The organism is Avibacterium sp. 21-594, assembly GCF_026226815.1.
Taxonomy (GTDB): Bacteria; Pseudomonadota; Gammaproteobacteria; order Enterobacterales; family Pasteurellaceae; genus Avibacterium; species Avibacterium avium.
Map to the genome: position 1 here is coordinate 886,856 of NZ_JAKKOC010000001.1, position 20,645 is coordinate 907,500.

The window sequence follows — 20,645 nt, forward strand, 5'->3', positions numbered from 1 at the left end:
TATCCTTTTTGAATCACATTAAACAATTTGCAGAATTTGTGCGAAGTCGTCAAACACCCAATCAGGGTGGGCTTCTGCAATAGGAATATTATAATTGTAGCCGTAAGTTAATCCTACCACTGGGCAACCTGCAGAAGTGGCAGCGATAATGTCATTTTTTGAATCCCCTACAAATAACATTTGTTTTGGGTATAAGCCAAATTTACCGCATAAATAATAAAGGGGAGCAGGGTGCGGTTTGATTTGTGGTAAGGATTGTCCCCCCAAGGTTTCGCTAAATAAATGATCAATGCCAAAGGCTTTTAGCACAGGGAGAACGTGTTGCGTTGGCTTATTGGTTACCACAGCTAAAATAAAGCCACGTGCTTTTAACGCAGTCAGCGTTTCTTTCACATTAGGATATAAACGGCTGAGATTACACAGGTTTTCGCCATAATAAAAATTAAAACGCGTTTTTACTTGCTCAATTTCTACCGCACTTAATGTTTTGCCTGTTTGTGCCACAGCCCATTCTAACGCTCGTGCAATTAATACGCCAGCACCATTGCCGATCCAAGTGAGTACCAATTCTTCCGGCGCGGAGGGTAAATTCACTTCGTTTAAAGCTGAATTGACTGAAAGGGCTAAATCGGGCAGGCTGTTCACCAACGTGCCGTCTAAATCGAAACCAATAAGTTTAAATTGTGATGTCATTATTTGCTTACCTTACTTAATTCTTGACGCATTTGGTCAATGACTTTTTGATAATCGGGTTGATCGAAAATGGCTGATCCTGCCACAAAGGTATCTGCGCCTGCGCGTGCAATTTCTGCAATGTTATTCACTTTCACACCGCCATCGACTTCCAAACGAATATCGAAACCGCTTTCATCAATGCGTTGGCGTGCTTGTTTTAATTTTTCAAGGGTAGAAGGAATAAAAGACTGACCGCCAAAACCGGGATTGACTGACATCAGTAAAATCATATCGACTTTATCCATAACATAGTCTAAATAGCTTAATGGCGTAGCGGGATTAAATACCAAGCCCGCTTTACAGCCATTATCACGGATAAGTTGTAACGATCGATCAATATGCTCTGTGGCTTCAGGGTGAAAGGTGATGTAATTTGCCCCAGCTTTAGCAAAATCAGGGATTAAACGATCTACCGGTTTCACCATTAAATGCACATCAATGGGCGCACTGATACCATAATCTCGCAAGGCTTTACACACTGCAGGGCCAAAGGTTAAATTCGGCACATAGTGGTTATCCATTACATCAAAATGAATTAAATCTGCACCGCACTTTAGCACGTTTTCCACGTCTTCGCCTAAGCGCGCCAAATCCGCTGATAAAATAGATGGTGCAATTAAAAAAGGTTTCATTTTATCCCTCAAAAATCACAAAAAACGATGGCGGATAGTGTACTACTTAATAAGGCAAAGTTTAAGGAAATTTGCCCTTTGTGATTGATTATTTTCACCTGTGGCTTTTATAATCGCCGTTTTAAATCATTAGGGAATAACTAGAGGAAAGCAATGGAATTTTATCTACAAGGCTTTTTAATGTGCTTTGGGCTTATCGCCACCATTGGCGCGCAAAACACATTTTTACTGAAACAAGGCTTGCTCAAACAGCACGTTTTCGTGCTTTGTGTACTATTTTTTCTCTGTGATTGCTTGTTGTTTTCCCTTGGCGTGTTTGGCTTAGGGCATTTCATCAGCCAAGAAAAAATCGCCAGTGTGGTATTAGCCTTAGTGGGAGGATTATTTTTGCTGGTTTATGGTGGCCGCGCTTTCCTTTCCGCTTATCGCAACAACACCGCGCTCGCCTTAGAACAAGGAGCAAGCTTATCCCTTAAAAGAACGGTGGCGATCGCCCTCGCGCTCACTTTTCTTAATCCGCACGTTTACTTGGATACCATTGTTATCGTAGGCGGTATTGCTGGCACCTTAAGTCTTGAGCATAAAACCGCGTTTCTGCTCGGCACGATTTCCGCGTCAGGGTTGTGGTTTTTCAGTGTAGGTTATGGCGCAAGATTGCTGATTCCCTTTTTCCAAAAACCAATCACTTGGCGTTTGTTGGATTGCTCAACTGGGATCATTATGTGGTTTATTGCCTTTAGCTTGCTAGGTTACGCTTTATCTGCTTAATTTATATAAATAAAATGCAAAAAGTCGAGCAAAATGCACCGCACTTTACTCTTCTTTGCTAGAAAGAAAGCCACTAAATCCGTTGCAAAATTAAAAACCGACAATCATAAGGATTATTTTCATCCGCGGGGCGATATTGTTCAAATTCAATTTGCCATTCTGCCCAATCAATGTGTGGGAAAAACGTATCGCCGTCAATTTCTGCTTGAATTTCAGTAAGATAGAGTTTATCCGCGATAGGAAGATATTGTTTAAATAGCTCACCGCCGCCGATAAGCATTATTTCGGGAAAATCTTTGACAGAATCCACCGCACTTGCAAAATCACTTTTCCAAATCACGCCCTCGTGCTGAAAAGAGGAACGGGAAAGCACAATATTGGTGCGTTTTGGCAACGGGCGACCAATGCTCTCAAAGGTTTTTCGCCCCATAATTACGGGTTTGCCTTGCGTATTTTGGCGAAACCACGCAAGATCCGCAGGCAAGTGCCAAGGCATTTGGTTATCTTTACCGATCACATTATTTTTCGTTATTGCCACAATTAAACTCAGGGTCATTTGCTTTCCTTTTGCTTACCTTACTTTGTCTATTATATTACAGGTTTTTGTCGATAGAACAATAAGCCCGGTAGCGCCAGGCCAAAAACCAATGCGCCTAAAATAAAGCCTGTTTTAATAAAATAATCAATCATTTGGGCAAATAACACATCGGAAAAGCCATAATGATGAATTTGCACAATGGCGATCATCGCTTTATAAGCATAAACACCCGGGATCATCGGAATAATCGCCGCAACGGTAAATACTTTTGGGTGAGCAAGATAACGATGGGATAAATGCACGCCGATAAAACCAATTAAACTTGCGCCTGCAAAGGTAGCAAACACTAAGGGCACATCAAAATGTACTAACAGAGTTCGTAAGCCGTGTCCTAATGCGCCTAAAATGGCACAATATTTCAAGGCCTTAGGCGGAACATTAAAAACTAAAGCAAAGCCCACCGCAGGAATGGCGGCGAATAGCATATCATCGAATAAATTCAGCAATAAGGTCATTTTAATTCTCCCCAATAGGGAATATTCAAAAGCGCAAGGGCAAAAACAATGCCCAAACACGCACCAAAGGTGAGAATGGTGGCAATCGTCCAACGCCCTAAGCCCATACCAACGTGGCCTTTGAGAATATCCGCCAGTGAATTAATCAATGGAAAGCCCGGCACGAGCAACAGCACGCTAGAAGCAAGGGCGATTTGCGGATCATTGCCTAACTGATATTTCAGCGCCATTCCTGAAATAATTGATGCGATAAAGGCGGTAATGGAAAACACAATAATCGGATTGTAATGCCGATGGGCAAGAGCTTGGCGAATAAACATCGCAACGGCCGCGGCAACAAAGGTGATGAGTGAAATCCGAATATCGCCGCCAGATAAATGGGCAAAACAGGCGCAGGATAAGCCTATCATCAGCACCACGAGATAGCGGTTATATTTAAACGGTTTAATTTGCTCAAGGCGTTTACGTACTTGATGAATATCATAAATGCGATGCTCGGCAGTAATCACCACCCGCTGCACTTCCGTAACAATATGCATATTTATACCCTGATCCACATTTTTGCGTGCGGTGGTAATGCAATGATTATGATATAGCGTGGTGATAATCACAGCGTTGGGCGTTAATGCACATTCCACACTATCCATTCCCAAGGCGCGTCCTAATCTATGCGACATTTGTACCACAACGGCACTTTCTGCCCCGTGTTGAAGTAGCATTAATGCGACTTTTATACATAACCTTGTTACTTCACGTTGGCGTTCAATACGACTTTGCTCTGACATTTTGGCTAAGATGAGTTGATTAAAAAATGTCGATATTATAACGCTTTTTAGGTAATAAAGATTGTTTTAAATCATAGAAAGTGCGGTGAAAATTTAATGAAATTTTTCTCATTTAATGGTAGGGTTTCGGGCATTCAACATTAACAGGAAAATTTCGTATGGAACAAAAGAAAACCATCGTGGTGAAGTTTGGCACAAGCACCTTAACCCAAGGCACAACCAAGCTTCATCGTCCACATATGATGGAAATTGTGCGACAAATCACCCAACTGCACCAAGCAGGCTTTCGCATTATTATTGTTACTTCTGGCGCAATGGCGGCAGGGCGCGATTATCTCAACCACCCACAACTTCCGCCTACCATTGCCTCAAAACAATTATTAGCCGCCGTGGGGCAAAGCCAGCTTATTCAAACGTGGGAACAGCTTTTTTCTATTTACGATATTCATATTGGGCAAATTTTGCTTAGTCGAGCCGATATTGAAGATCGCGAGCGTTTTCTCAATGCACGAGACACCCTTAACGCCTTATTAGATAACGGCATTATTCCCGTGATTAATGAAAATGATGCAGTAGCCACTGCCGAGATTAAAGTTGGTGATAACGATAATTTATCGGCGCTTGTGGCGATTTTGGCACAAGCTGAACAACTTTATTTGCTCACGGATCAGCAAGGCTTATTTGATAGCGATCCAAGAAACAATCCGCAAGCGAAATTGCTTTCAGTGGTAGAAAAAATCACCGATGCTATTCGCCAAATCGCAGGCGGAAGTGGCACAAATCTTGGTACAGGCGGAATGTCCACAAAAGTGATCGCCGCAGATGTTGCCACCCGTTCAGGCGTGGAAACCATTATCGCACCGGGTAATCGCCCAAATGTAATTGTGGATCTGGCTTACGGCGAAAATATTGGCACCAAATTTACCGTGCAAACGGATCGCCTTGAAAGCCGTAAACAATGGCTTTTTGCCGCGCCATCAGCAGGCACGATTATCATTGATGAAGGTGCAACAAGTGCGGTGCTAATTCAGCATAAATCCTTACTTCCAGCAGGCATTGCACAAATCGAAGGGCGTTTTTCTCGTGGCGAAGTGGTGAAAATCCAACAGCCTAACGGCAACATTATCGCCCTTGGAATTCCACGCTACAACAGCGATGCGTTAAATTTAATTAAAGGCAAAAAATCACAAGAGATTCCACAAATTTTGGGCTATGAATATGGCGCTGTCGCGGTACATCGTGATGATATGATCGTATTATAAAAATTATCGCTTTATAAGGAATAATCAAGATAATGATTATTCCTTTTTTATTCTTAAATTTTCTCTCACCTTTTCTTTTTCAGCATTTCATATCTCATTGATTTTTAAAGGTAATTTATACTAATTTTTAAAATTCGATATTTTATGCTACAATGTATCAGTTTTTAAGGATTTCATATCAAAAAACTATGTGTTTTCCTACTATTTGTACTGCTATGTACGCCATCATAAAATGTTGAAAAAATTTTCAATACAAAAACAATATTGCTTTAATTCATATCATCGCTTTTTCACAAAAAGTGCGGTGGTTTTACATTAATAAAAACACAGACTGAGAGGAGAATAATTGTTGTGTCTTTTTCTGCTTTTATTCATAAAAGATCATCGTTTAACCCCTTTGTTATAGGGGCAACTTTATTACTGGTTATTTTGTTGCTCGCGGCAACGTTAATTTTGCCAGAAAAAACCACCGCACTTTTAGATTGGGCGAAAGCGGGAGTATTCGCTAATTTTAGTTGGTTTTACATTTTGGCATTTTCTATTTTTCTCTGCTTTTTGTTTGTGCTGTCTGTCAGTAGTTTGGGCAATATCAAACTGGGGAGCAATGAAGAAGAACCTGAATTTTCTTTCCTTTCTTGGCTAGCGATGTTGTTTGCCGCTGGGATGGGGGTGGGGTTGATGTTCTTTGGAGTGGCTGAACCGCTCACCCATTATTTTTCCACCATCACCACAGGATCTGCCGAACACAAACAACAAGAAGCCTTATTGCATACCTTTTTCCACTGGGGCATTCACGCTTGGGCAGTGTATGGCGTGATTGCCTTAGCGCTCGCTTATTTTGGTTTCCGTTATAAATTGCCGTTGGCGTTGCGTTCTTGCTTTTATCCTTTATTGAAAGATCGTATTAACGGCAAGATCGGAGATGTGATTGATATTATGGCGTTAGTCGCCACCCTATTCGGGATTATCACCACCCTCGGATTTGGTGCTGCGCAGCTTGGTGCGGGGCTAACGGAACTTGGCGTGGTGCAAGAAAATAGCTTCGGCCTACAAACCATTATTATCGTTGTAGTAATGTCCATTGCTGTGTTTTCCGCCATTTCTGGGGTGGGAAAGGGCGTGAAATTACTCAGTGAAATCAATCTAGGCTTAGCCTTAACCCTGATGCTGTTTATTTTAGTTACAGGCCCAACGCTCTATTTATTAACCACATTTAGCGATAACATTGGAATTTATTTAAGCAATTTAGTGCGTTTAAGTTTTAAAACCTATGCGTACGAAACAGAAAACACCGCGTGGTTCACGGGCTGGACAGTGCTTTATTGGGCGTGGTGGTGTTCTTGGGCGCCGTTTGTGGGCTTGTTTATCGCGCGTATTTCCCGTGGTCGCACTATTCGTGAATTTATCTTCGGTGTGCTAGCCGTGCCAAGTTTATTCAGTATTCTATGGTTTACAGTGTTCGGTGATAGCGCCATTTGGTTAGAATTAAACGTTGCCAACGGTGCATTGCACGAATTTACTTCTGCGCCAGAAAAATTATTGTTTAAATTCTTAGATTATTTACCGCTCTCTGCCCTCACTGGCACGTTAGCCTTAGTGATTATTTCGCTCTTTTTCATCACTTCAGCAGATTCAGGAATTTATGTGCTAAATAATATGGCATCGCGCGATAAAAGCCTTTCCGCACCACGTTGGCAAGCGATGATGTGGGGCTTAGTGATGATGGTGCTTGCCATTGTGTTAATGCGTGAAGGCGGGCTAGGCACGCTACAAACAATGACTTTACTGGTGGCGCTGCCCTTTGCAATGCTGATGTTAGTGATGTGTGTGAGCCTATGGAAAGGCTTGAATGCGGATCAAAAATACTTCGCCGCCAAAGTCACCCCAACCAGTTTGTTATGGACAGGGGAAAAATGGAAAGATCGCTTAGGGCAAATGCTCAACCAAACGCAGGAAAAGGATATTGTGAAATTCCTAAAACGCACCGCCTTGCCTGCAATGCGTGAGCTACGCCAAGAGTTAGTGGAAGTTTACAGCCTGAATGTGGACGTTGTGCCATCGCTTGAGGCAGAAGAACCAAGCGTGGAACTGATCATCAAAAAAGAATCGATGCGTGATTTTATCTATGGAGTGAAATCCGTAAGCCACGAAATTGCCTCGCAGTTGGTTGATGATGAAAATCTCCCGCATATTCAGCATTCCGTCACTTACCAGCCGATGACTTACTTCGCTGACGGTCGTACGGGCTATGATGTGCAATATATGACGCGAGATGAACTGATCGCCGATATTTTGCGTCAATACGAACGCTATATCAGCCTGCTTGGCGATGTGGGGCAAGAGCTAATGTCGCACGAGCAAACGGAGCTGGCGGAATAATTTAAGCGATAGCAATGAATAAAAACAAAGTGCGGTCAAAAAAATGATAGAATTTTGCACCGCACTTTTTTACGCGAGCTTTTCTCGCTTTTGATGTTTATGGAGAACTTTATGGATACCGCATTTATCTTATCTGCCATTGTTGGCTTGGGTATTGTGGCACAATGGCTAGCTTGGTATTTGAAACAGCCCTCAATTTTATTTTTATTGCTGATTGGGATTATTGTCGGCCCTGTGCTGAACTTGTTTAATCCCGATGTGATTTTGGGCGATTTGCTCTTTCCGTTTATTTCCCTTGGCGTTGCCGTGATTCTTTTTGAAGGGGCGCTGACGCTGGAATTTGACGAAATAAAACAACACGGCAAGGTGGTGCAACTTTTGGTTTCGCTCGGAATGCTCATCACCGTTAGCGTGATTTCTGTTGCCACTTATTTTCTGTTTGATGTGGATTGGCGCATTGCCCTGCTTTTCGGTACATTGGTGTGCGTAACAGGCCCAACAGTGATTGTACCATTGCTGCGTAGCGTTCGCCCAAACAGCAACATCGCCAATATTCTCAAATGGGAAGGCATTATCATTGACCCAATTGGTGCGATTGCAGTAGTCTTAGTCTATGAATACATCATTTCAGGTGGGCAATCTAGCGAAATTGGTACCTTTGCAAAAATTATTGCAGTGGCAAGTGTGATTGGAATGGCGGGCGCGTGGTTGCTGGCTAATCTGATTAAACGCCATATGATCCCTGAATATTTACGCAACGTGTTCGTACTCGCTTACATTTTATTGTTATTCACGGCATCAAACCATTTCGCCCACGAGTCAGGGTTATTAACGGTAACCGTGCTAGGTGTGGCATTAGCTAACTGGAAAGGTTTTCCTAAAGATCATATTTTAGAATTTAAAGAATCTCTGACTGTTTTACTCATTTCCACTCTATTTATCATTTTAGCTGCACGAGTTAATTTGGCACATCTGGCTAGCGTGGGAATGGCAGGCATTTTGCTGTTATTCGTGGCAATGTTTATCGCCCGTCCGCTTGCCATTTGGTTTTCCTCTATTGGCTCAAGTTTAACCTTAAATGAAAAGTTGATGATTAGTTGGATTGGCCCGCGCGGGATTGTCGCCGCAGCCATTTCTTCTCTGTTCGCGATTAAATTGCAAGAAACCCAAATTCAAGGCGTGGAATTGCTCGTGCCGTTAGTATTCACGATTATTATTGGTACAGTGCTAATTCAAGGCTTAGGGGCAAAAACCATTGCAAAATTGCTGAATGTGCAAGAATCGGTGTACAAAGGCGTGTTGATTATTGGTTCAAACCCTGTGGCGTTGGCAATTGCGAAATCATTAAAAGATCAAAATGTGGACGTGTTGGTGGCAAGCCGCCATTATAACGAAGTGGCGAAAGCCAGAATGTTGGGGCTGCGCACTTACTACGGCAACCCGGTTTCCACCCACGCCGATGGGCATTTGGATCTTATCGGGTTGGGCAATATGTTCGCTATTAGTACGGACAAAGAACTCAACACCTTGTCGGAAATTCATTATCGCCACGAATTTGATAAAGAAAACATTTACCGTATTCGTTTCAGTGATGATAGCAATCAAACGGAGCGTTACGATATTCAAGATAACTACCGCTCCAACTGGCTATTCGGTAAAAACGTTACCTACGCGAAGCTCGCCAGTATGCTAGCAAGAAATGCCCGAATTAAAGTAACCAACCTCACTGATAGCTATACCTATCAAGACTATAAAGCGACCAACAAACAATTTGTCCCGCTCTATACCATTGATGATAAAGGCTTTATTTCTATTATCAATGAGGAAAATAGCGTGCCAACAAATTGTCGTATTGTAGCGCTGGTAGCGGAAGAATAATTACAATATGAGATAAGAAAAAGTGCGGTGGAAAAATGGAAATTTTTCACCGCACTTTTCTATTTAGATAAAGAATGCACAACGCATCTTGCTATCAGGGGGAATCAATCCCCCATTTTTGTCGTTAATTAAACCACATTAAATAAGCCACTGTACCAATCACAAATACGCTAATGAGATTGAGCAAGATACCTGCGCGGATCATTTCACGTTGTTTCACTTCGCCAGTACCAAATACAATGGCGTTTGGCGGTGTGGCGACTGGTAACATAAAGGCACAAGATGCCCCTAAGCCGATGATTAACGCAAGGCCAAGCTCTGGCATTCCTAAAGATTGTGCAATGGAGATAAAAATCGGTACTAGTAAGGCCGCACTTGCGGTGTTAGACGTAAATTCCGTTAAGAAGATGATAAATGCTGCCACCAATAAGCCGATGAGATAGAAATGTCCGCCTTCAATTAAGAATACGATACCATCAGCCAAAATGCGGCTCGCGCCTGAATCACGCAATACGGAACTTAGGGTTAAACCACCACCAAACAGCATTAACACACCCCAGTCCGTGTTGTTTTGTAATTGTTTCCAAGAAGCAACTCCTGTGGCACAAATCACCACCGCAGCGAAGAGCGCAATCACACTATCAAAGCTGGCAATTTTTTTCTCAAGCCCTAACAAAGAAGAAAGCATTGGGTTAATTTTGCTGCTGAACACCCAGCATAGTGCGATTAAAACGAAAATCGCAAGGGTAATAATACGTTTAGAATTAAACTCAATTTTTTCAAAATCTTGTTTGAAATGGAGATTTAGTTTCGGGCGGAATACCATATATAGCGTACCAATCATAATTGGCATTAATAGAATCATCACCGGTAAACCGTAACTTAACCAATCGGAGAAAGTGAGTTTTAATTGAGTTGCCACAATGTTATTTGGTGGGCTACCCACGAGCGTTCCCATACCACCGATACTTGCACTATAAGCAATCCCTAATAGTACGAAAACATAGGTATTATGCTCACGCTCTTTATCCATTTGGCTTAAAATCCCCATTGCTAATGGTAACATCATTGCTGCGGTTGCAGTGTTACTCATCCACATTGATAAAAATGCGGTAATGGTAAAGAGATAAAGCACCGCCACCAACAAACGCCCGCCAGCTAATGCCATAATTTTGTTGGCAATCATACGGTCAATATTTTGTTGGTGTAGGGCTGTGGCAAGCGCAAATCCGCCAAAGAATAGGAAGATATTTGGATCAGCAAAGGCAACCAGCGCCTGCTTGGTGGTAACCAAATCCAACACAATGGCCAATAGCGGCACTAAAAGCGCAGTGATGGTAACGTGCAAGGCTTCAGTGAGCCATAACACGGCGATAAATGCCAGCATTGCTAAGCCTTTGTTCGCTTTGGCATCAAAAGGTAAAAAATGTAATAAAACAAAGAAAAGCACCATATCCACAAGGAGAATAATTCCATTGCGATGTGATGTAGAATTGTTTGTTGCTGCGTTCATAATAATCCCTCTTTATGAAGACGTGGATACTAACTTTTTTGGGTTAGTCATAAAGACAAGCTAACGTTATCAACTTGTTAATAAAAAGCAACAAAAAATTTGTGGTTTTGTGAGGCAGGTCAGAAAAATAATTGGGGAAATCGCACAAAGGGATAAGAAAAGGAAAAACAAGGACAAAAAATAATGGCAAGAAAAACTTGCCATTATCTTAATCCTTAATCAAATTATTCTTCTTCGGTATCTTCTAACTCTAACGGCTCTTGCGAAAGAATAATGCCGGTTAAATCTGCATACACATAGTCTTCTGGGTAGAAAGTAACACCACCAAAATTCACTGGCACATCGACTTCCCCTTGCGTATCATCACTTGCGCCCACTGGAATTGGTGCAAGGGCTTGAATACCGATATCTAAATTTTCTAACTGTTGAATTTGACGGACCGCACCGTAAACGATAATCCCTTCCCAGCCATTATCTACGGCAAGTTGAGCAAGTTCAGCATCAATCAAGGCTTGACGCACTGCACCGCCGCCGTCCACTAATAACACGCGACCTTCACCGTTTTCTTCCAAAATTTCGCCAATTAAGCCATTGCTTTCAAAGCATTTTACGGTGGTAATTTTGCCGTAAAAGGAAGTTAAGCCACCGAAGTTAGAAAAAATTGGTTCTACAACATCAACTTGATCTAAATAAATATCGCAGAGAGTAGAAGTATCAATACACATAAGTTCACCTGTTATACGCTGAAAATGATTGTTCTAGTATATGCCTATTGCTAGCCCACTAGCAAGCCGAAACTAAAAAGTAAGTTGGTTAAAAGCGCTAACATTGACATTTGCCCGAGCATTGGACGCAATAACAGGGGATCTTGGCTACGATAAACATACAAGGCGTGCTTAACCAATAAAGGATAGGCCAAAAGAAAAATAAAGCTCAATAAATGGTGGAAATTCGCTAAGGCAAAAATCACATAACACAATGCGCCTACGGCTAATAAAGTGCAGTGATAAATTCGTCCATTTTTCGCCCCAAGACGAACGGCAAGGGTGTTCTTACCTGCTTTTTTATCTTGCTCAATATCGCGTAAATTATTGATATTTAATACCGCAGTAGCAAAAAGCCCGGTTGCAAGTGCGGGTAAAAAAATCATTAAATTTAATTGGTGAGTTTGCAAATAATACGTACCGCATACGCCCAAAATACCAAAAAACAGCAGCACGGAAATATCGCCCAATCCCATATAACCATAGGGCTTTGCGCCTACGGTATAAGTAATCGCGGCAATAATGGCAAGCCCACCTAAAAGAGAAAATGCCAAGAGATCTGCATAACTTTGATACGCAATGCCAATTAACAGAAAACCGAAAAATAAACTTGCTAAGATCACCGCAATAAGCCCTTTTTTCAGCTGCTGCGCACTAATCACGCCGTGTTGAATGCCACGCAATGGGCCGATACGCTCTGCGGTATCACTGCCTTTTTGGTGATCGCCATAATCATTGGCAAAGTTAGAAAGAATTTGTAGCAACAAGGTGGTAATCAAACATAACAGACTGATTTGCCAGCTAAATTTATGATCCCAATAGGCAAGTGCTGCCCCCATAACAATCGAAGCGGCGGCTAAAGGCAGGGTTTTTGGTCTTGCGGTTTCCACCCACATTTTAACAACTTGTTTATCCATATTTTTCACTTATCTTTCTAAATCCTGATTTTGGCGTAAAATATCCCAAAGAATGGGCTATTGTACTCATTTATTTTCGCCATTTTAACTGTTTAAGGAAAATATGTCGCAACTTAATTTAACCCTTTCCCCCATCGGGATTATTCACACGCCTTATAAAGAGAAATTTTCCGTACCACGCCAGCCCAATTTAGTGCAAGACGGCATTGGCACAATCCGCTTACTCGCACCTTATAACCAACCTGAAGCCGTGCGTGGTTTGGAGCAATTTTCTCACTTATGGCTTATTTTCCAGTTTGATAAAATCCCCACAGGCAAATGGCAGCCCACCGTTCGCCCACCACGCCTTGGCGGTAATCAACGTGTTGGGGTATTTGCCTCACGCGCCACACATCGCCCCAATCCTTTAGGGCTTTCCAAAGTAGAATTGAAACGCGTTGAAATCAATCAAGGTGAAGTGTTGTTGCATTTAGGATCGGTCGATTTAGTGGACGGCACCCCTATTTTTGACATAAAACCCTATATTGCCTATGCCGACAGCGAACCCAATGCCAATTCAGGCTTTGCCCAACAGCCCCCCGAAGCAAAGCTACAAGTGTGCTTTTCCCCACAGGCTCAAGCGCAATTAATCAAGTGCGGTGCAAAATATCCAAATTTTCAGCGTTTTATCACGGAAGTGCTACAACAAGATCCCCGCCCCGCTTATCAACAAGAAAAAACATCTGATCGTATTTATGGAATGAAATTGCATGAATTTAATGTTCGGTGGTGGGTGAAAGGTGATGAGTGGGTGGAGGTGATTGAGATTGCAGAAGAATAAGGCTAGCCTCACATAAAAAAGCGTCCAAATATCCCCAATTTGAACGCTTTCCTTTTTCCTATTCGTGTTTACATTAAGGCGTTGTACAGTAAACCTGCCAACACAGCCCCTGTAACTGGGCCTAAGACAGGTACCCAGCTGTATTGCCAGTCTGCACCTGTATTTAAGGTTTTACCTAATAAACCAAGGGTTAGACGAGGGCCAAGATCACGGGCAGGATTAATGGCATAACCTGTTGTACCACCTAAGCTCAAGCCAATTGCCCACACTAAGATCGCTACCGGTAAGGCGCCAAGCGAACCTAAACCAATAGGGGTTGGGTTTCCTTCTGGAAAATTCAGGCTTGCGCCAGTGATGTAGAAAATCACGAATAATAAAACAAAGGTGCCAATGAGTTCGCTAATAAAGTTGCTAGCATAGTTGCGAATGGCTGGTTCTGTACAGAAACACGCGCGTTTTGAGCCTTGATCTTCAGTAGCTGCAAAATGATCTTTATAGAAAATATACACAAGTAGCGCGCCGAACATTCCTCCTGCAATTTGCGCGGCTACATAGCCTAAAATCATTGAAGGCGCAAAACTGCCAATTACCGCCAAGCCAAGGGTTACCGCAGGGTTAAGATGTGCGCCACTATAAGGCCCTGTTACGACCACCGCCACATAAACCGCAAACGCCCAAGCGGTGGTGATCACAATCCACCCTGAACTTTGCCCTTTGGTTTTATTTAAGCAGACATTTGCAACGACACCATTTCCCATTAAAATCAGTAATGCCGTACCAATAAATTCAGCCAGATAAGCATTCATAATGCACTCCTTTTTAATCCATTTTATGAGATCTGTAATTTTCTTTCGTTTAGATCCAAAAAGTGTTCTTTTGAATATTATTGGTGCGTATTTCATTATTAATAGAAAATCTTATAAAGCAATACTTTTTGTAAGGATTTATCTACTTTTTCTCCAATTTGTTAGCTTGATCACATTTTTAATTTATTGATTCTTATTGAAATCTATCAAACACCCCATAATGGGTAGCGATAAAAATATTTTGTGAGGTGGATCAAAAATTTGAATATTGCTCATTTTAAACTTGAGTGTTTTCGATTATTTTCTTTTAGGTAATTCTTTCGTTTTAGCTCAAAACTAATGTTCTCGCGAGTAAAAAGGTGCAACATTTTACTTATCTAACAGACAAAAGAGGATCGGTTATGACAGAGAAAAAATATATCATCGCCTTAGATCAAGGCACAACCAGCTCTAGAGCGGTATTGCTTGATCATAATGCCAATGTGGTTGAAATTGCACAGCGTGAATTTACTCAAATTTACCCGCAAGCTGGCTGGGTGGAGCATAATCCAATGGAAATTTGGGCAACACAAAGTTCCACCTTAAACGAAGTGGTGGCGAAAGCAGGTATTTCTTCTGATAGCATTGCCGCGATAGGGATCACGAATCAGCGTGAAACCACTATTGTATGGGAAAAAGAAACGGGTAAACCTGTGTATAATGCCATTGTGTGGCAATGCCGCCGCACTGCGGATATTACGGATAAACTCAAAGCGGACGGCCACGAAGATTATATTCGCAAAACCACAGGCTTGGTGGTAGATCCTTACTTTTCTGGCACTAAAGTGAAATGGATTTTGGATAATGTTGAAGGGGCAAGAGAAAAAGCTGAACGTGGCGAATTGCTTTTTGGTACGGTGGATACTTGGCTTGTGTGGAAACTCACCCAAGGACGTGTACACGTTACGGATTACACCAATGCTTCTCGCACAATGTTATTTAACATTCATACCAAACAATGGGATGACAAAATGCTCGAAATTTTGGACATTCCAAAATCAATGTTGCCAGAAGTGCGAAATTCTTCCGAAATTTACGGGCAAACCAACATCGGCGGTAAAGGGGGCGTGCGTATCCCCGTGGCAGGGATTGCAGGCGATCAGCAAGCAGCCCTTTATGGACATTTATGCGTACAAGCAGGGCAAGCAAAAAATACCTATGGTACAGGCTGCTTTATGTTAATGCACACGGGCGATAAAGCCGTACAATCGCAAAATGGCTTGCTCACCACCATCGCTTGTAATGCCAAAGGCGAACCTGAGTATGCTTTGGAGGGTTCAATTTTTATGGGCGGGGCTTCCATTCAATGGTTGCGTGATGAACTAAAAATTGTTCACGATAGTTTCGACAGCGAATACTTCGCACAGAAAGTGCCTGATTGTAACGGCGTTTATGTTGTTCCTGCTTTTACTGGGCTTGGTGCACCTTATTGGGATCCTTATGCCAGAGGAGCTATTTTCGGTTTATCTCGAGGAGCGAACCGTAATCACATTGTGCGAGCAACCCTAGAATCTATCGCTTACCAAACCCGTGATGTGCTTGAAGCAATGCAATCTGATTCAGGGGAAAAACTTAAATCTTTACGCGTGGACGGCGGTGCGACAGCCAACAATTTCCTAATGCAATTCCAAGCAGACATTCTCAACACCCCTGTTGAACGCCCAGTGGTGAAAGAAGTTACCGCACTGGGTGCTGCTTATCTTGCTGGGCTTGCCACCGGATTCTGGAAAGATTTAGACGAATTGCGTGATAAAGCCGATGTTGAACGCACCTTCCTGCCAGATGATGATGAAGCTAAACGCATTAAACGTTACAAAGGCTGGAAAAAAGCCGTGAAACGTGCATTAGAATGGGAAAAAGATGAAGATTAATCACTAAACATTATTGAATAACAAATCTGCTCCTTATCACAAACTATGATTTAAGGGGCAGATTTTCCCACAGCAACTAACTATTCTCCTTAACCCCCACAGAAGACTCGAATGTATTTTATGACTGTATTAGATTAACAGTTACGCTAGCCTATAAAATAAAGATAATTCATTGTGCTAGGTGTAAACGAATTTAGATAATTCAGAATTAATCACTAACCGATTTTGCAGAAACGAGAAATTACATTAATGGGAATTGAAAATTTCTAGAATCAGGCTAAATTTCGTTTTAACTTTGGAACACCAAAAAATTGCTAAAGGCACTGTGCTTTTAGTGTAGAATTTAGAACTAATCTAATACAGAACCAGATATAATAACGGAAGAATAATAACACACCTGTAAAAATGTATTATAGAAATAATTAATGGCAGGGGCGGAGAGGCTCGAACTCCCAACACCCGGTTTTGGAGACCGGTGCTCTACCAATTGAACTACGCCCCTAAATGAATTGGCGGAACGGACGGGACTCGAACCCGCGACCCCCTGCGTGACAGGCAGGTATTCTAACCAGCTGAACTACCGCTCCGCAAAATTGATAATTGGCAGTGACCTACTCTCACATGGGGATTCCCCACACTACCATCGGCGTTATAGCGTTTCACTTCTAAGTTCGGCATGGAATTAGGTGGGTCCGCTACACTATAGCTGCCAAAAAATTTTATTTTGTTAATTTACTTAAACAAAAATAAATTAACAAAATAAAACCTGGCGGTGTCCTACTCTCACATGGGGATTCCCCACACTACCATCGGCGTTACAGCGTTTCACTTCTAAGTTCGGCATGGAATTAGGTGGGTCCACTGCACTAGCGCCGCCAAGATAATTCTTTAGATTCTTTATATCTTTTCTCTTAGTCGATAACTTCGCTTATTTCTATTCCATTATCCGACTAAGTGTCTTTATTCTTACTCTTTCTTTTCAATCAAAAACAAGCCAAAACCCTTGAGCGTTGTATAGTTAAGCCTCTCGGGCAATTAGTACTGGTTAGCTCAACGGCTCACACCGCTTACACACCCAGCCTATCTACGTCTTAGTCTCAAACAACCCTTACAGTCTTATAGACTGGGAGAACTCATCTCAAGGCAAGTTTCGTGCTTAGATGCTTTCAGCACTTATCTCTTCCGCATTTAGCTACCCAGCAGTGCCTCTGGCGAGACAACTGGTACACCAGTGATGCGTCCACTCCGGTCCTCTCGTACTAGGAGCAGCCCCTCTCAATTCTCCAACGCCCACGGCAGATAGGGACCGAACTGTCTCACGACGTTCTAAACCCAGCTCGCGTACCACTTTAAATGGCGAACAGCCATACCCTTGGGACCTACTTCAGCCCCAGGATGTGATGAGCCGACATCGAGGTGCCAAACACCGCCGTCGATATGAACTCTTGGGCGGTATCAGCCTGTTATCCCCGGAGTACCTTTTATCCGTTGAGCGATGGCCCTTCCATTCAGAACCACCGGATCACTATGACCTGCTTTCGCACCTGCTCGACTTGTCTGTCTCGCAGTTAAGCTTGCTTATACCATTGCACTAACCTGACGATGTCCGACCGTCATTAGCAAACCTTCGTGCTCCTCCGTTACGCTTTGGGAGGAGACCGCCCCAGTCAAACTACCCACCAGACACTGTCCGAACACCCGTTTCAGGCGCTTCGTTAGAACATCAAACGTTAAAGGGTGGTATTTCAACAACGACTCCACGATAACTGGCGTTACCGCTTCATAGTCTCCCACCTATCCTACACATCAAAATTCAAGGTTCAGTGTCAAGCTATAGTAAAGGTTCACGGGGTCTTTCCGTCTAGCCGCGGGTACACCGCATCTTCACGGCGATTTCAATTTCACTGAGTCTCGGGTGGAGACAGCCTGGCCATCATTATGCCATTCGTGCAGGTCGGAACTTACCCGACAAGGAATTTCGCTACCTTAGGACCGTTATAGTTACGGCCGCCGTTTACTGGGGCTTCGATCAGGAGCTTCTCTTTCGATTACACCATCAATTAACCTTCCAGCACCGGGCAGGCATCACACCCTATACGTCCACTTTCGTGTTTGCAGAGTGCTGTGTTTTTAATAAACAGTTGCAGCCAGCTGGTATCTTCGACTGGTTCATGCTCCATTCGCAAAGAACTTCACACTACGCCAGCGCACCTTCTCCCGAAGTTACGGTGCTATTTTGCCTAGTTCCTTCACCCGAGTTCTCTCAAGCGCCTGAGTATTCTCTACCTGACCACCTGTGTCGGTTTTCAGTACGGTTTAGATAAACCTGAAGCTTAGTGGCTTTTCCTGGAAGTGTGGTATCAATTACTTCAGCACCTTAGTGCCTCGTCATCATCTCTCAGTGTTTACAGTGAACCGGATTTGCCTAGTCCACCCACCTACCAACTTAAACGTACATCTCCAACAGTACGCTAACCTAACCTACTCCGTCCCCACATCGCAGTTTATCCAAGTACGGGAATATTAACCCGTTTCCCATCGACTACGCTTTTCAGCCTCGCCTTAGGGGCCGACTCACCCTGCCCCGATTAACGTTGGACAGGAACCCTTGGTCTTCCGGCGAACGGGTTTTTCACCCGTTTTATCGTTACTTATGTCAGCATTCGCACTTGTGATACGTCCAGCAATCCTCTCAAATCACCTTCTTCCGCTTACACAACGCTCCCCTACCCAACAGGCGTATCACTAATATCCCTCTTCGATTTTTTGCCATTACACTCAACGTGTTTTTCGCTTTACCCACTTGCTTCGCAAGTGGTTAATCGTTAAGGCGTATTAGTGATACGCCTGATGCCGCAGCTTCGGTACTATATTTTAGCCCCGTTACATCTTCCGCGCAGGCCGACTCGACTAGTGAGCTATTACGCTTTCTTTAAATGGTGGCTGCTTCTAAGCCAACATCCTAGCTGTCTAAGCCTTCCCACTTCGTTTCCCACTTAATATAGATTTTGGGACCTTAGCTGGCGGTCTGGGTTGTTTCCCTCTCCACGACGGACGTTAGCACCCGCCGTGTGTCTCCTGAGTATCACTCTTCGGTATTCGGAGTTTGCATCGGTTTGGTAACCCGGGATGGGCCCCTAGCCGAAACAGTGCTCTACCCCCAAAGGTGTCCGCTCAAGGCTCTACCTAAATAGATTTCGGGGAGAACCAGCTATCTCCCGGTTTGATTGGCCTTTCACCCCCAGCCACAAGTCATCCGCTAATTTTTCAACATTAGTCGGTTCGGTCCTCCAGTTAGTGTTACCCAACCTTCAACCTGCCCATGGCTAGATCACCGGGTTTCGGGTCTATACCTTGCAACTCAACGCCCAGTTAAGACTCGGTTTCCCTTCGGCTCCCTTATTCAGTTAACCTCGCTACAAAATATAAGTCGCTGACCCATTATACAAAAGGTACGCAGTCACCCTTTCGGGCTCCCACTGCTTGTACGTACAGGGTTTCAGGTTCTATTTCACTCCCCTCACCGGGGTTCTTTTCGCCTTTCCTTCACAGTACTGGTTCACTATCGGTCAATCAGGAGTATTTAGCCTTGGAGGATGGTCCCCCCATCTTCAAACAGGATTCCTCGTGTCCCGCCCTACTTCTCGTAAGCTTAGTACCACAGCCTGGATTTTAAATACGGGGCTATCACCCTGTGTCGCTTGCCTTCCCAGACAATTCTTCTATCTCTGCTGCTATCACTCACTGGCTACTCCGCTTTCGCTCGCCGCTACTCACAGAATCTCGGTTGATTTCTTTTCCTCGGGGTACTTAGATGTTTCAGTTCTCCCGGTTCGCCTTGTTTACCTATTTTATTCAGTAAACAATGATAGGTTCTTCACCTATCGGGTTTCCCCATTCGGACATCGTGGGTTAAACGCTTCTTATCAACTCACCCACGCTTTTCGCAGATTAGCACGTCCTTCATCGCCTCTGATTGCCAAGGCATCCGCCCTGTACGCTTTCTCACTTAACTATACAACCTCAAGGATTTTTCTCCCTGAAGTCTCTTCATTCTCGTTGAGAACGCTTACTTGCTTTTGTTCAAGTAAGTCTTTCTACTCAGACTAATTCAATTTAATAAGAAAATGGCTCTATCACGATGACCACTCTCTCATTAGCTTGAAAGTCTCTTCAGTTTTCAGCTTGTTTTTACATTGTTAAAGAGCAAATTAGATATGACGCTTTGCGTCTTATCATTACTAAATTCTTTCTAGTTTCCTTTCACTCTATTCCCTAAACTAGATTTAGATGTTTAAGGAAGTTAAGGTAATTAATTTAAAAGAGCTTACTAATGATTTGGTGGAGATAAGCGGGATCGAACCGCTGACCTCCTGCGTGCAAGGCAGGCGCTCTCCCAGCTGAGCTATATCCCCAATCATTC

At 43.2% G+C, this 20,645-nt stretch carries 15 protein-coding genes, 3 tRNA genes and 3 rRNA genes; 6 read left to right on the top strand and 15 right to left on the bottom strand.

Annotated features, from left to right (window positions below):
• Positions 1 to 18: 18 nt before the first annotated feature.
• Positions 19 to 693: a phosphoglycolate phosphatase gene (locus L5B76_RS04115; protein ID WP_265754345.1), complete on the bottom strand. Its 675-nt coding sequence runs from the start codon at positions 691 to 693 to the stop codon at positions 19 to 21.
• The gene (gene rpe, locus L5B76_RS04120) at positions 693 to 1,367 is read right to left on the bottom strand and encodes a ribulose-phosphate 3-epimerase (RefSeq protein ID WP_265754347.1); all 675 of its coding nucleotides are present in this window, start codon (positions 1,365 to 1,367) and stop codon (positions 693 to 695) included. The genes L5B76_RS04115 and rpe overlap by 1 nt, the downstream gene beginning before the upstream one ends.
• Before the next feature lie 153 nt (positions 1,368 to 1,520).
• Between rpe and L5B76_RS04125 the strand changes: the two genes are divergently transcribed.
• Entirely contained in the window at positions 1,521 to 2,135 is a 615-nt protein-coding gene (locus L5B76_RS04125) for a LysE/ArgO family amino acid transporter (protein ID WP_265754348.1), read from the top strand.
• A gap of 73 nt (positions 2,136 to 2,208) precedes the next feature.
• Here L5B76_RS04125 and folA read toward each other — a convergent pair whose 3' ends face one another.
• The 3 genes from folA to L5B76_RS04140 are packed head-to-tail and all read right to left on the bottom strand — an operon-like array spanning position 2,209 to position 3,973.
• Positions 2,209 to 2,691, bottom strand: a complete 483-nt coding sequence (gene folA, locus L5B76_RS04130; protein WP_265754350.1) for a type 3 dihydrofolate reductase — start codon at positions 2,689 to 2,691, stop codon at positions 2,209 to 2,211.
• A gap of 32 nt (positions 2,692 to 2,723) precedes the next feature.
• Positions 2,724 to 3,188 (bottom strand): threonine/serine exporter family protein, encoded by a 465-nt coding sequence (locus L5B76_RS04135; protein ID WP_103853895.1) that lies wholly within the window; start codon positions 3,186 to 3,188, stop codon positions 2,724 to 2,726.
• Positions 3,185 to 3,973, bottom strand: coding sequence for a threonine/serine ThrE exporter family protein (locus tag L5B76_RS04140; protein WP_265754351.1), 789 nt, complete (start codon positions 3,971 to 3,973; stop codon positions 3,185 to 3,187). The genes L5B76_RS04135 and L5B76_RS04140 overlap by 4 nt, the downstream gene beginning before the upstream one ends.
• Before the next feature lie 158 nt (positions 3,974 to 4,131).
• Here L5B76_RS04140 and proB point away from each other — a divergent pair, with 158 nt between their 5' ends.
• The 3 genes from proB to L5B76_RS04155 all read left to right on the top strand — a co-directional run bounded on the left by proB (position 4,132) and on the right by L5B76_RS04155 (position 9,492).
• Positions 4,132 to 5,235 (top strand): glutamate 5-kinase, encoded by a 1,104-nt coding sequence (proB, locus tag L5B76_RS04145; RefSeq protein WP_265754352.1) that lies wholly within the window; start codon positions 4,132 to 4,134, stop codon positions 5,233 to 5,235.
• A 351-nt stretch (positions 5,236 to 5,586) separates the two neighbouring features.
• Positions 5,587 to 7,614 (top strand): BCCT family transporter, encoded by a 2,028-nt coding sequence (locus L5B76_RS04150; RefSeq protein WP_265754354.1) that lies wholly within the window; start codon positions 5,587 to 5,589, stop codon positions 7,612 to 7,614.
• A gap of 111 nt (positions 7,615 to 7,725) precedes the next feature.
• Entirely contained in the window at positions 7,726 to 9,492 is a 1,767-nt protein-coding gene (locus L5B76_RS04155; RefSeq protein WP_265754355.1) for a cation:proton antiporter, read from the top strand.
• 124 nt (positions 9,493 to 9,616) lie between these two features.
• On the opposite strand, the gene L5B76_RS04160 is transcribed toward L5B76_RS04155, so the two are convergent.
• From L5B76_RS04160 to L5B76_RS04170, 3 genes are all read right to left on the bottom strand, one after another.
• Positions 9,617 to 11,005, bottom strand: coding sequence for a DASS family sodium-coupled anion symporter (locus L5B76_RS04160; protein WP_115248528.1), 1,389 nt, complete (start codon positions 11,003 to 11,005; stop codon positions 9,617 to 9,619).
• Between the two features lie 224 nt (positions 11,006 to 11,229).
• On the bottom strand, positions 11,230 to 11,730 hold the full coding sequence (rraA, locus tag L5B76_RS04165; protein WP_265754357.1) for a ribonuclease E activity regulator RraA: 501 nt from the start codon (positions 11,728 to 11,730) through the stop codon (positions 11,230 to 11,232).
• Between the two features lie 50 nt (positions 11,731 to 11,780).
• Positions 11,781 to 12,686, bottom strand: a complete 906-nt coding sequence (locus L5B76_RS04170; protein WP_194750869.1) for a 1,4-dihydroxy-2-naphthoate polyprenyltransferase — start codon at positions 12,684 to 12,686, stop codon at positions 11,781 to 11,783.
• 103 nt (positions 12,687 to 12,789) lie between these two features.
• Between L5B76_RS04170 and tsaA the strand changes: the two genes are divergently transcribed.
• Positions 12,790 to 13,506, top strand: a complete 717-nt coding sequence (tsaA, locus tag L5B76_RS04175) for a tRNA (N6-threonylcarbamoyladenosine(37)-N6)-methyltransferase TrmO (RefSeq protein WP_265754359.1) — start codon at positions 12,790 to 12,792, stop codon at positions 13,504 to 13,506.
• Between the two features lie 68 nt (positions 13,507 to 13,574).
• Here the strand turns inward: tsaA and L5B76_RS04180 are convergent, their stop codons facing one another.
• Positions 13,575 to 14,312 (bottom strand): MIP/aquaporin family protein, encoded by a 738-nt coding sequence (locus L5B76_RS04180; protein WP_265754361.1) that lies wholly within the window; start codon positions 14,310 to 14,312, stop codon positions 13,575 to 13,577.
• A gap of 401 nt (positions 14,313 to 14,713) precedes the next feature.
• Between L5B76_RS04180 and glpK the strand changes: the two genes are divergently transcribed.
• Positions 14,714 to 16,222 (top strand): glycerol kinase GlpK, encoded by a 1,509-nt coding sequence (glpK, locus tag L5B76_RS04185; RefSeq protein ID WP_265754362.1) that lies wholly within the window; start codon positions 14,714 to 14,716, stop codon positions 16,220 to 16,222.
• A gap of 426 nt (positions 16,223 to 16,648) precedes the next feature.
• Here glpK and L5B76_RS04190 read toward each other — a convergent pair.
• The 6 genes from L5B76_RS04190 to L5B76_RS04215 form a co-directional block, all read right to left on the bottom strand.
• Positions 16,649 to 16,724, bottom strand: a tRNA-Trp gene (locus L5B76_RS04190).
• An 8-nt stretch (positions 16,725 to 16,732) separates the two neighbouring features.
• Positions 16,733 to 16,809, bottom strand: a tRNA-Asp gene (locus L5B76_RS04195).
• Between the two features lie 11 nt (positions 16,810 to 16,820).
• Positions 16,821 to 16,936 (bottom strand): 5S ribosomal RNA (rrf, locus tag L5B76_RS04200).
• Between the two features lie 50 nt (positions 16,937 to 16,986).
• A 5S ribosomal RNA gene (rrf, locus tag L5B76_RS04205) occupies positions 16,987 to 17,102 on the bottom strand.
• Between the two features lie 134 nt (positions 17,103 to 17,236).
• Positions 17,237 to 20,237: ribosomal RNA gene (locus L5B76_RS04210) — 23S ribosomal RNA — on the bottom strand.
• Positions 20,238 to 20,561: 324 nt separating this feature from the next.
• Positions 20,562 to 20,637: transfer RNA gene (locus L5B76_RS04215), tRNA-Ala, on the bottom strand.
• Between the last annotated feature and the right edge of the window lie 8 nt (positions 20,638 to 20,645).

Coding starts and splice junctions, on each gene's coding strand:
- L5B76_RS04115 (WP_265754345.1), bottom strand. CDS start 693: ATGACATCACAATTTAAACTTATTGGTTTCGATTTAGACGGCACGTTG.
- rpe (WP_265754347.1), bottom strand. CDS start 1,367: ATGAAACCTTTTTTAATTGCACCATCTATTTTATCAGCGGATTTGGCG.
- L5B76_RS04125 (WP_265754348.1), top strand. CDS start 1,521: ATGGAATTTTATCTACAAGGCTTTTTAATGTGCTTTGGGCTTATCGCC.
- folA (WP_265754350.1), bottom strand. CDS start 2,691: ATGACCCTGAGTTTAATTGTGGCAATAACGAAAAATAATGTGATCGGT.
- L5B76_RS04135 (WP_103853895.1), bottom strand. CDS start 3,188: ATGACCTTATTGCTGAATTTATTCGATGATATGCTATTCGCCGCCATT.
- L5B76_RS04140 (WP_265754351.1), bottom strand. CDS start 3,973: ATGTCAGAGCAAAGTCGTATTGAACGCCAACGTGAAGTAACAAGGTTA.
- proB (WP_265754352.1), top strand. CDS start 4,132: ATGGAACAAAAGAAAACCATCGTGGTGAAGTTTGGCACAAGCACCTTA.
- L5B76_RS04155 (WP_265754355.1), top strand. CDS start 7,726: ATGGATACCGCATTTATCTTATCTGCCATTGTTGGCTTGGGTATTGTG.
- L5B76_RS04160 (WP_115248528.1), bottom strand. CDS start 11,005: ATGAACGCAGCAACAAACAATTCTACATCACATCGCAATGGAATTATT.
- rraA (WP_265754357.1), bottom strand. CDS start 11,730: ATGTGTATTGATACTTCTACTCTCTGCGATATTTATTTAGATCAAGTT.
- L5B76_RS04170 (WP_194750869.1), bottom strand. CDS start 12,686: ATGGATAAACAAGTTGTTAAAATGTGGGTGGAAACCGCAAGACCAAAA.
- tsaA (WP_265754359.1), top strand. CDS start 12,790: ATGTCGCAACTTAATTTAACCCTTTCCCCCATCGGGATTATTCACACG.
- L5B76_RS04180 (WP_265754361.1), bottom strand. CDS start 14,312: ATGAATGCTTATCTGGCTGAATTTATTGGTACGGCATTACTGATTTTA.
- glpK (WP_265754362.1), top strand. CDS start 14,714: ATGACAGAGAAAAAATATATCATCGCCTTAGATCAAGGCACAACCAGC.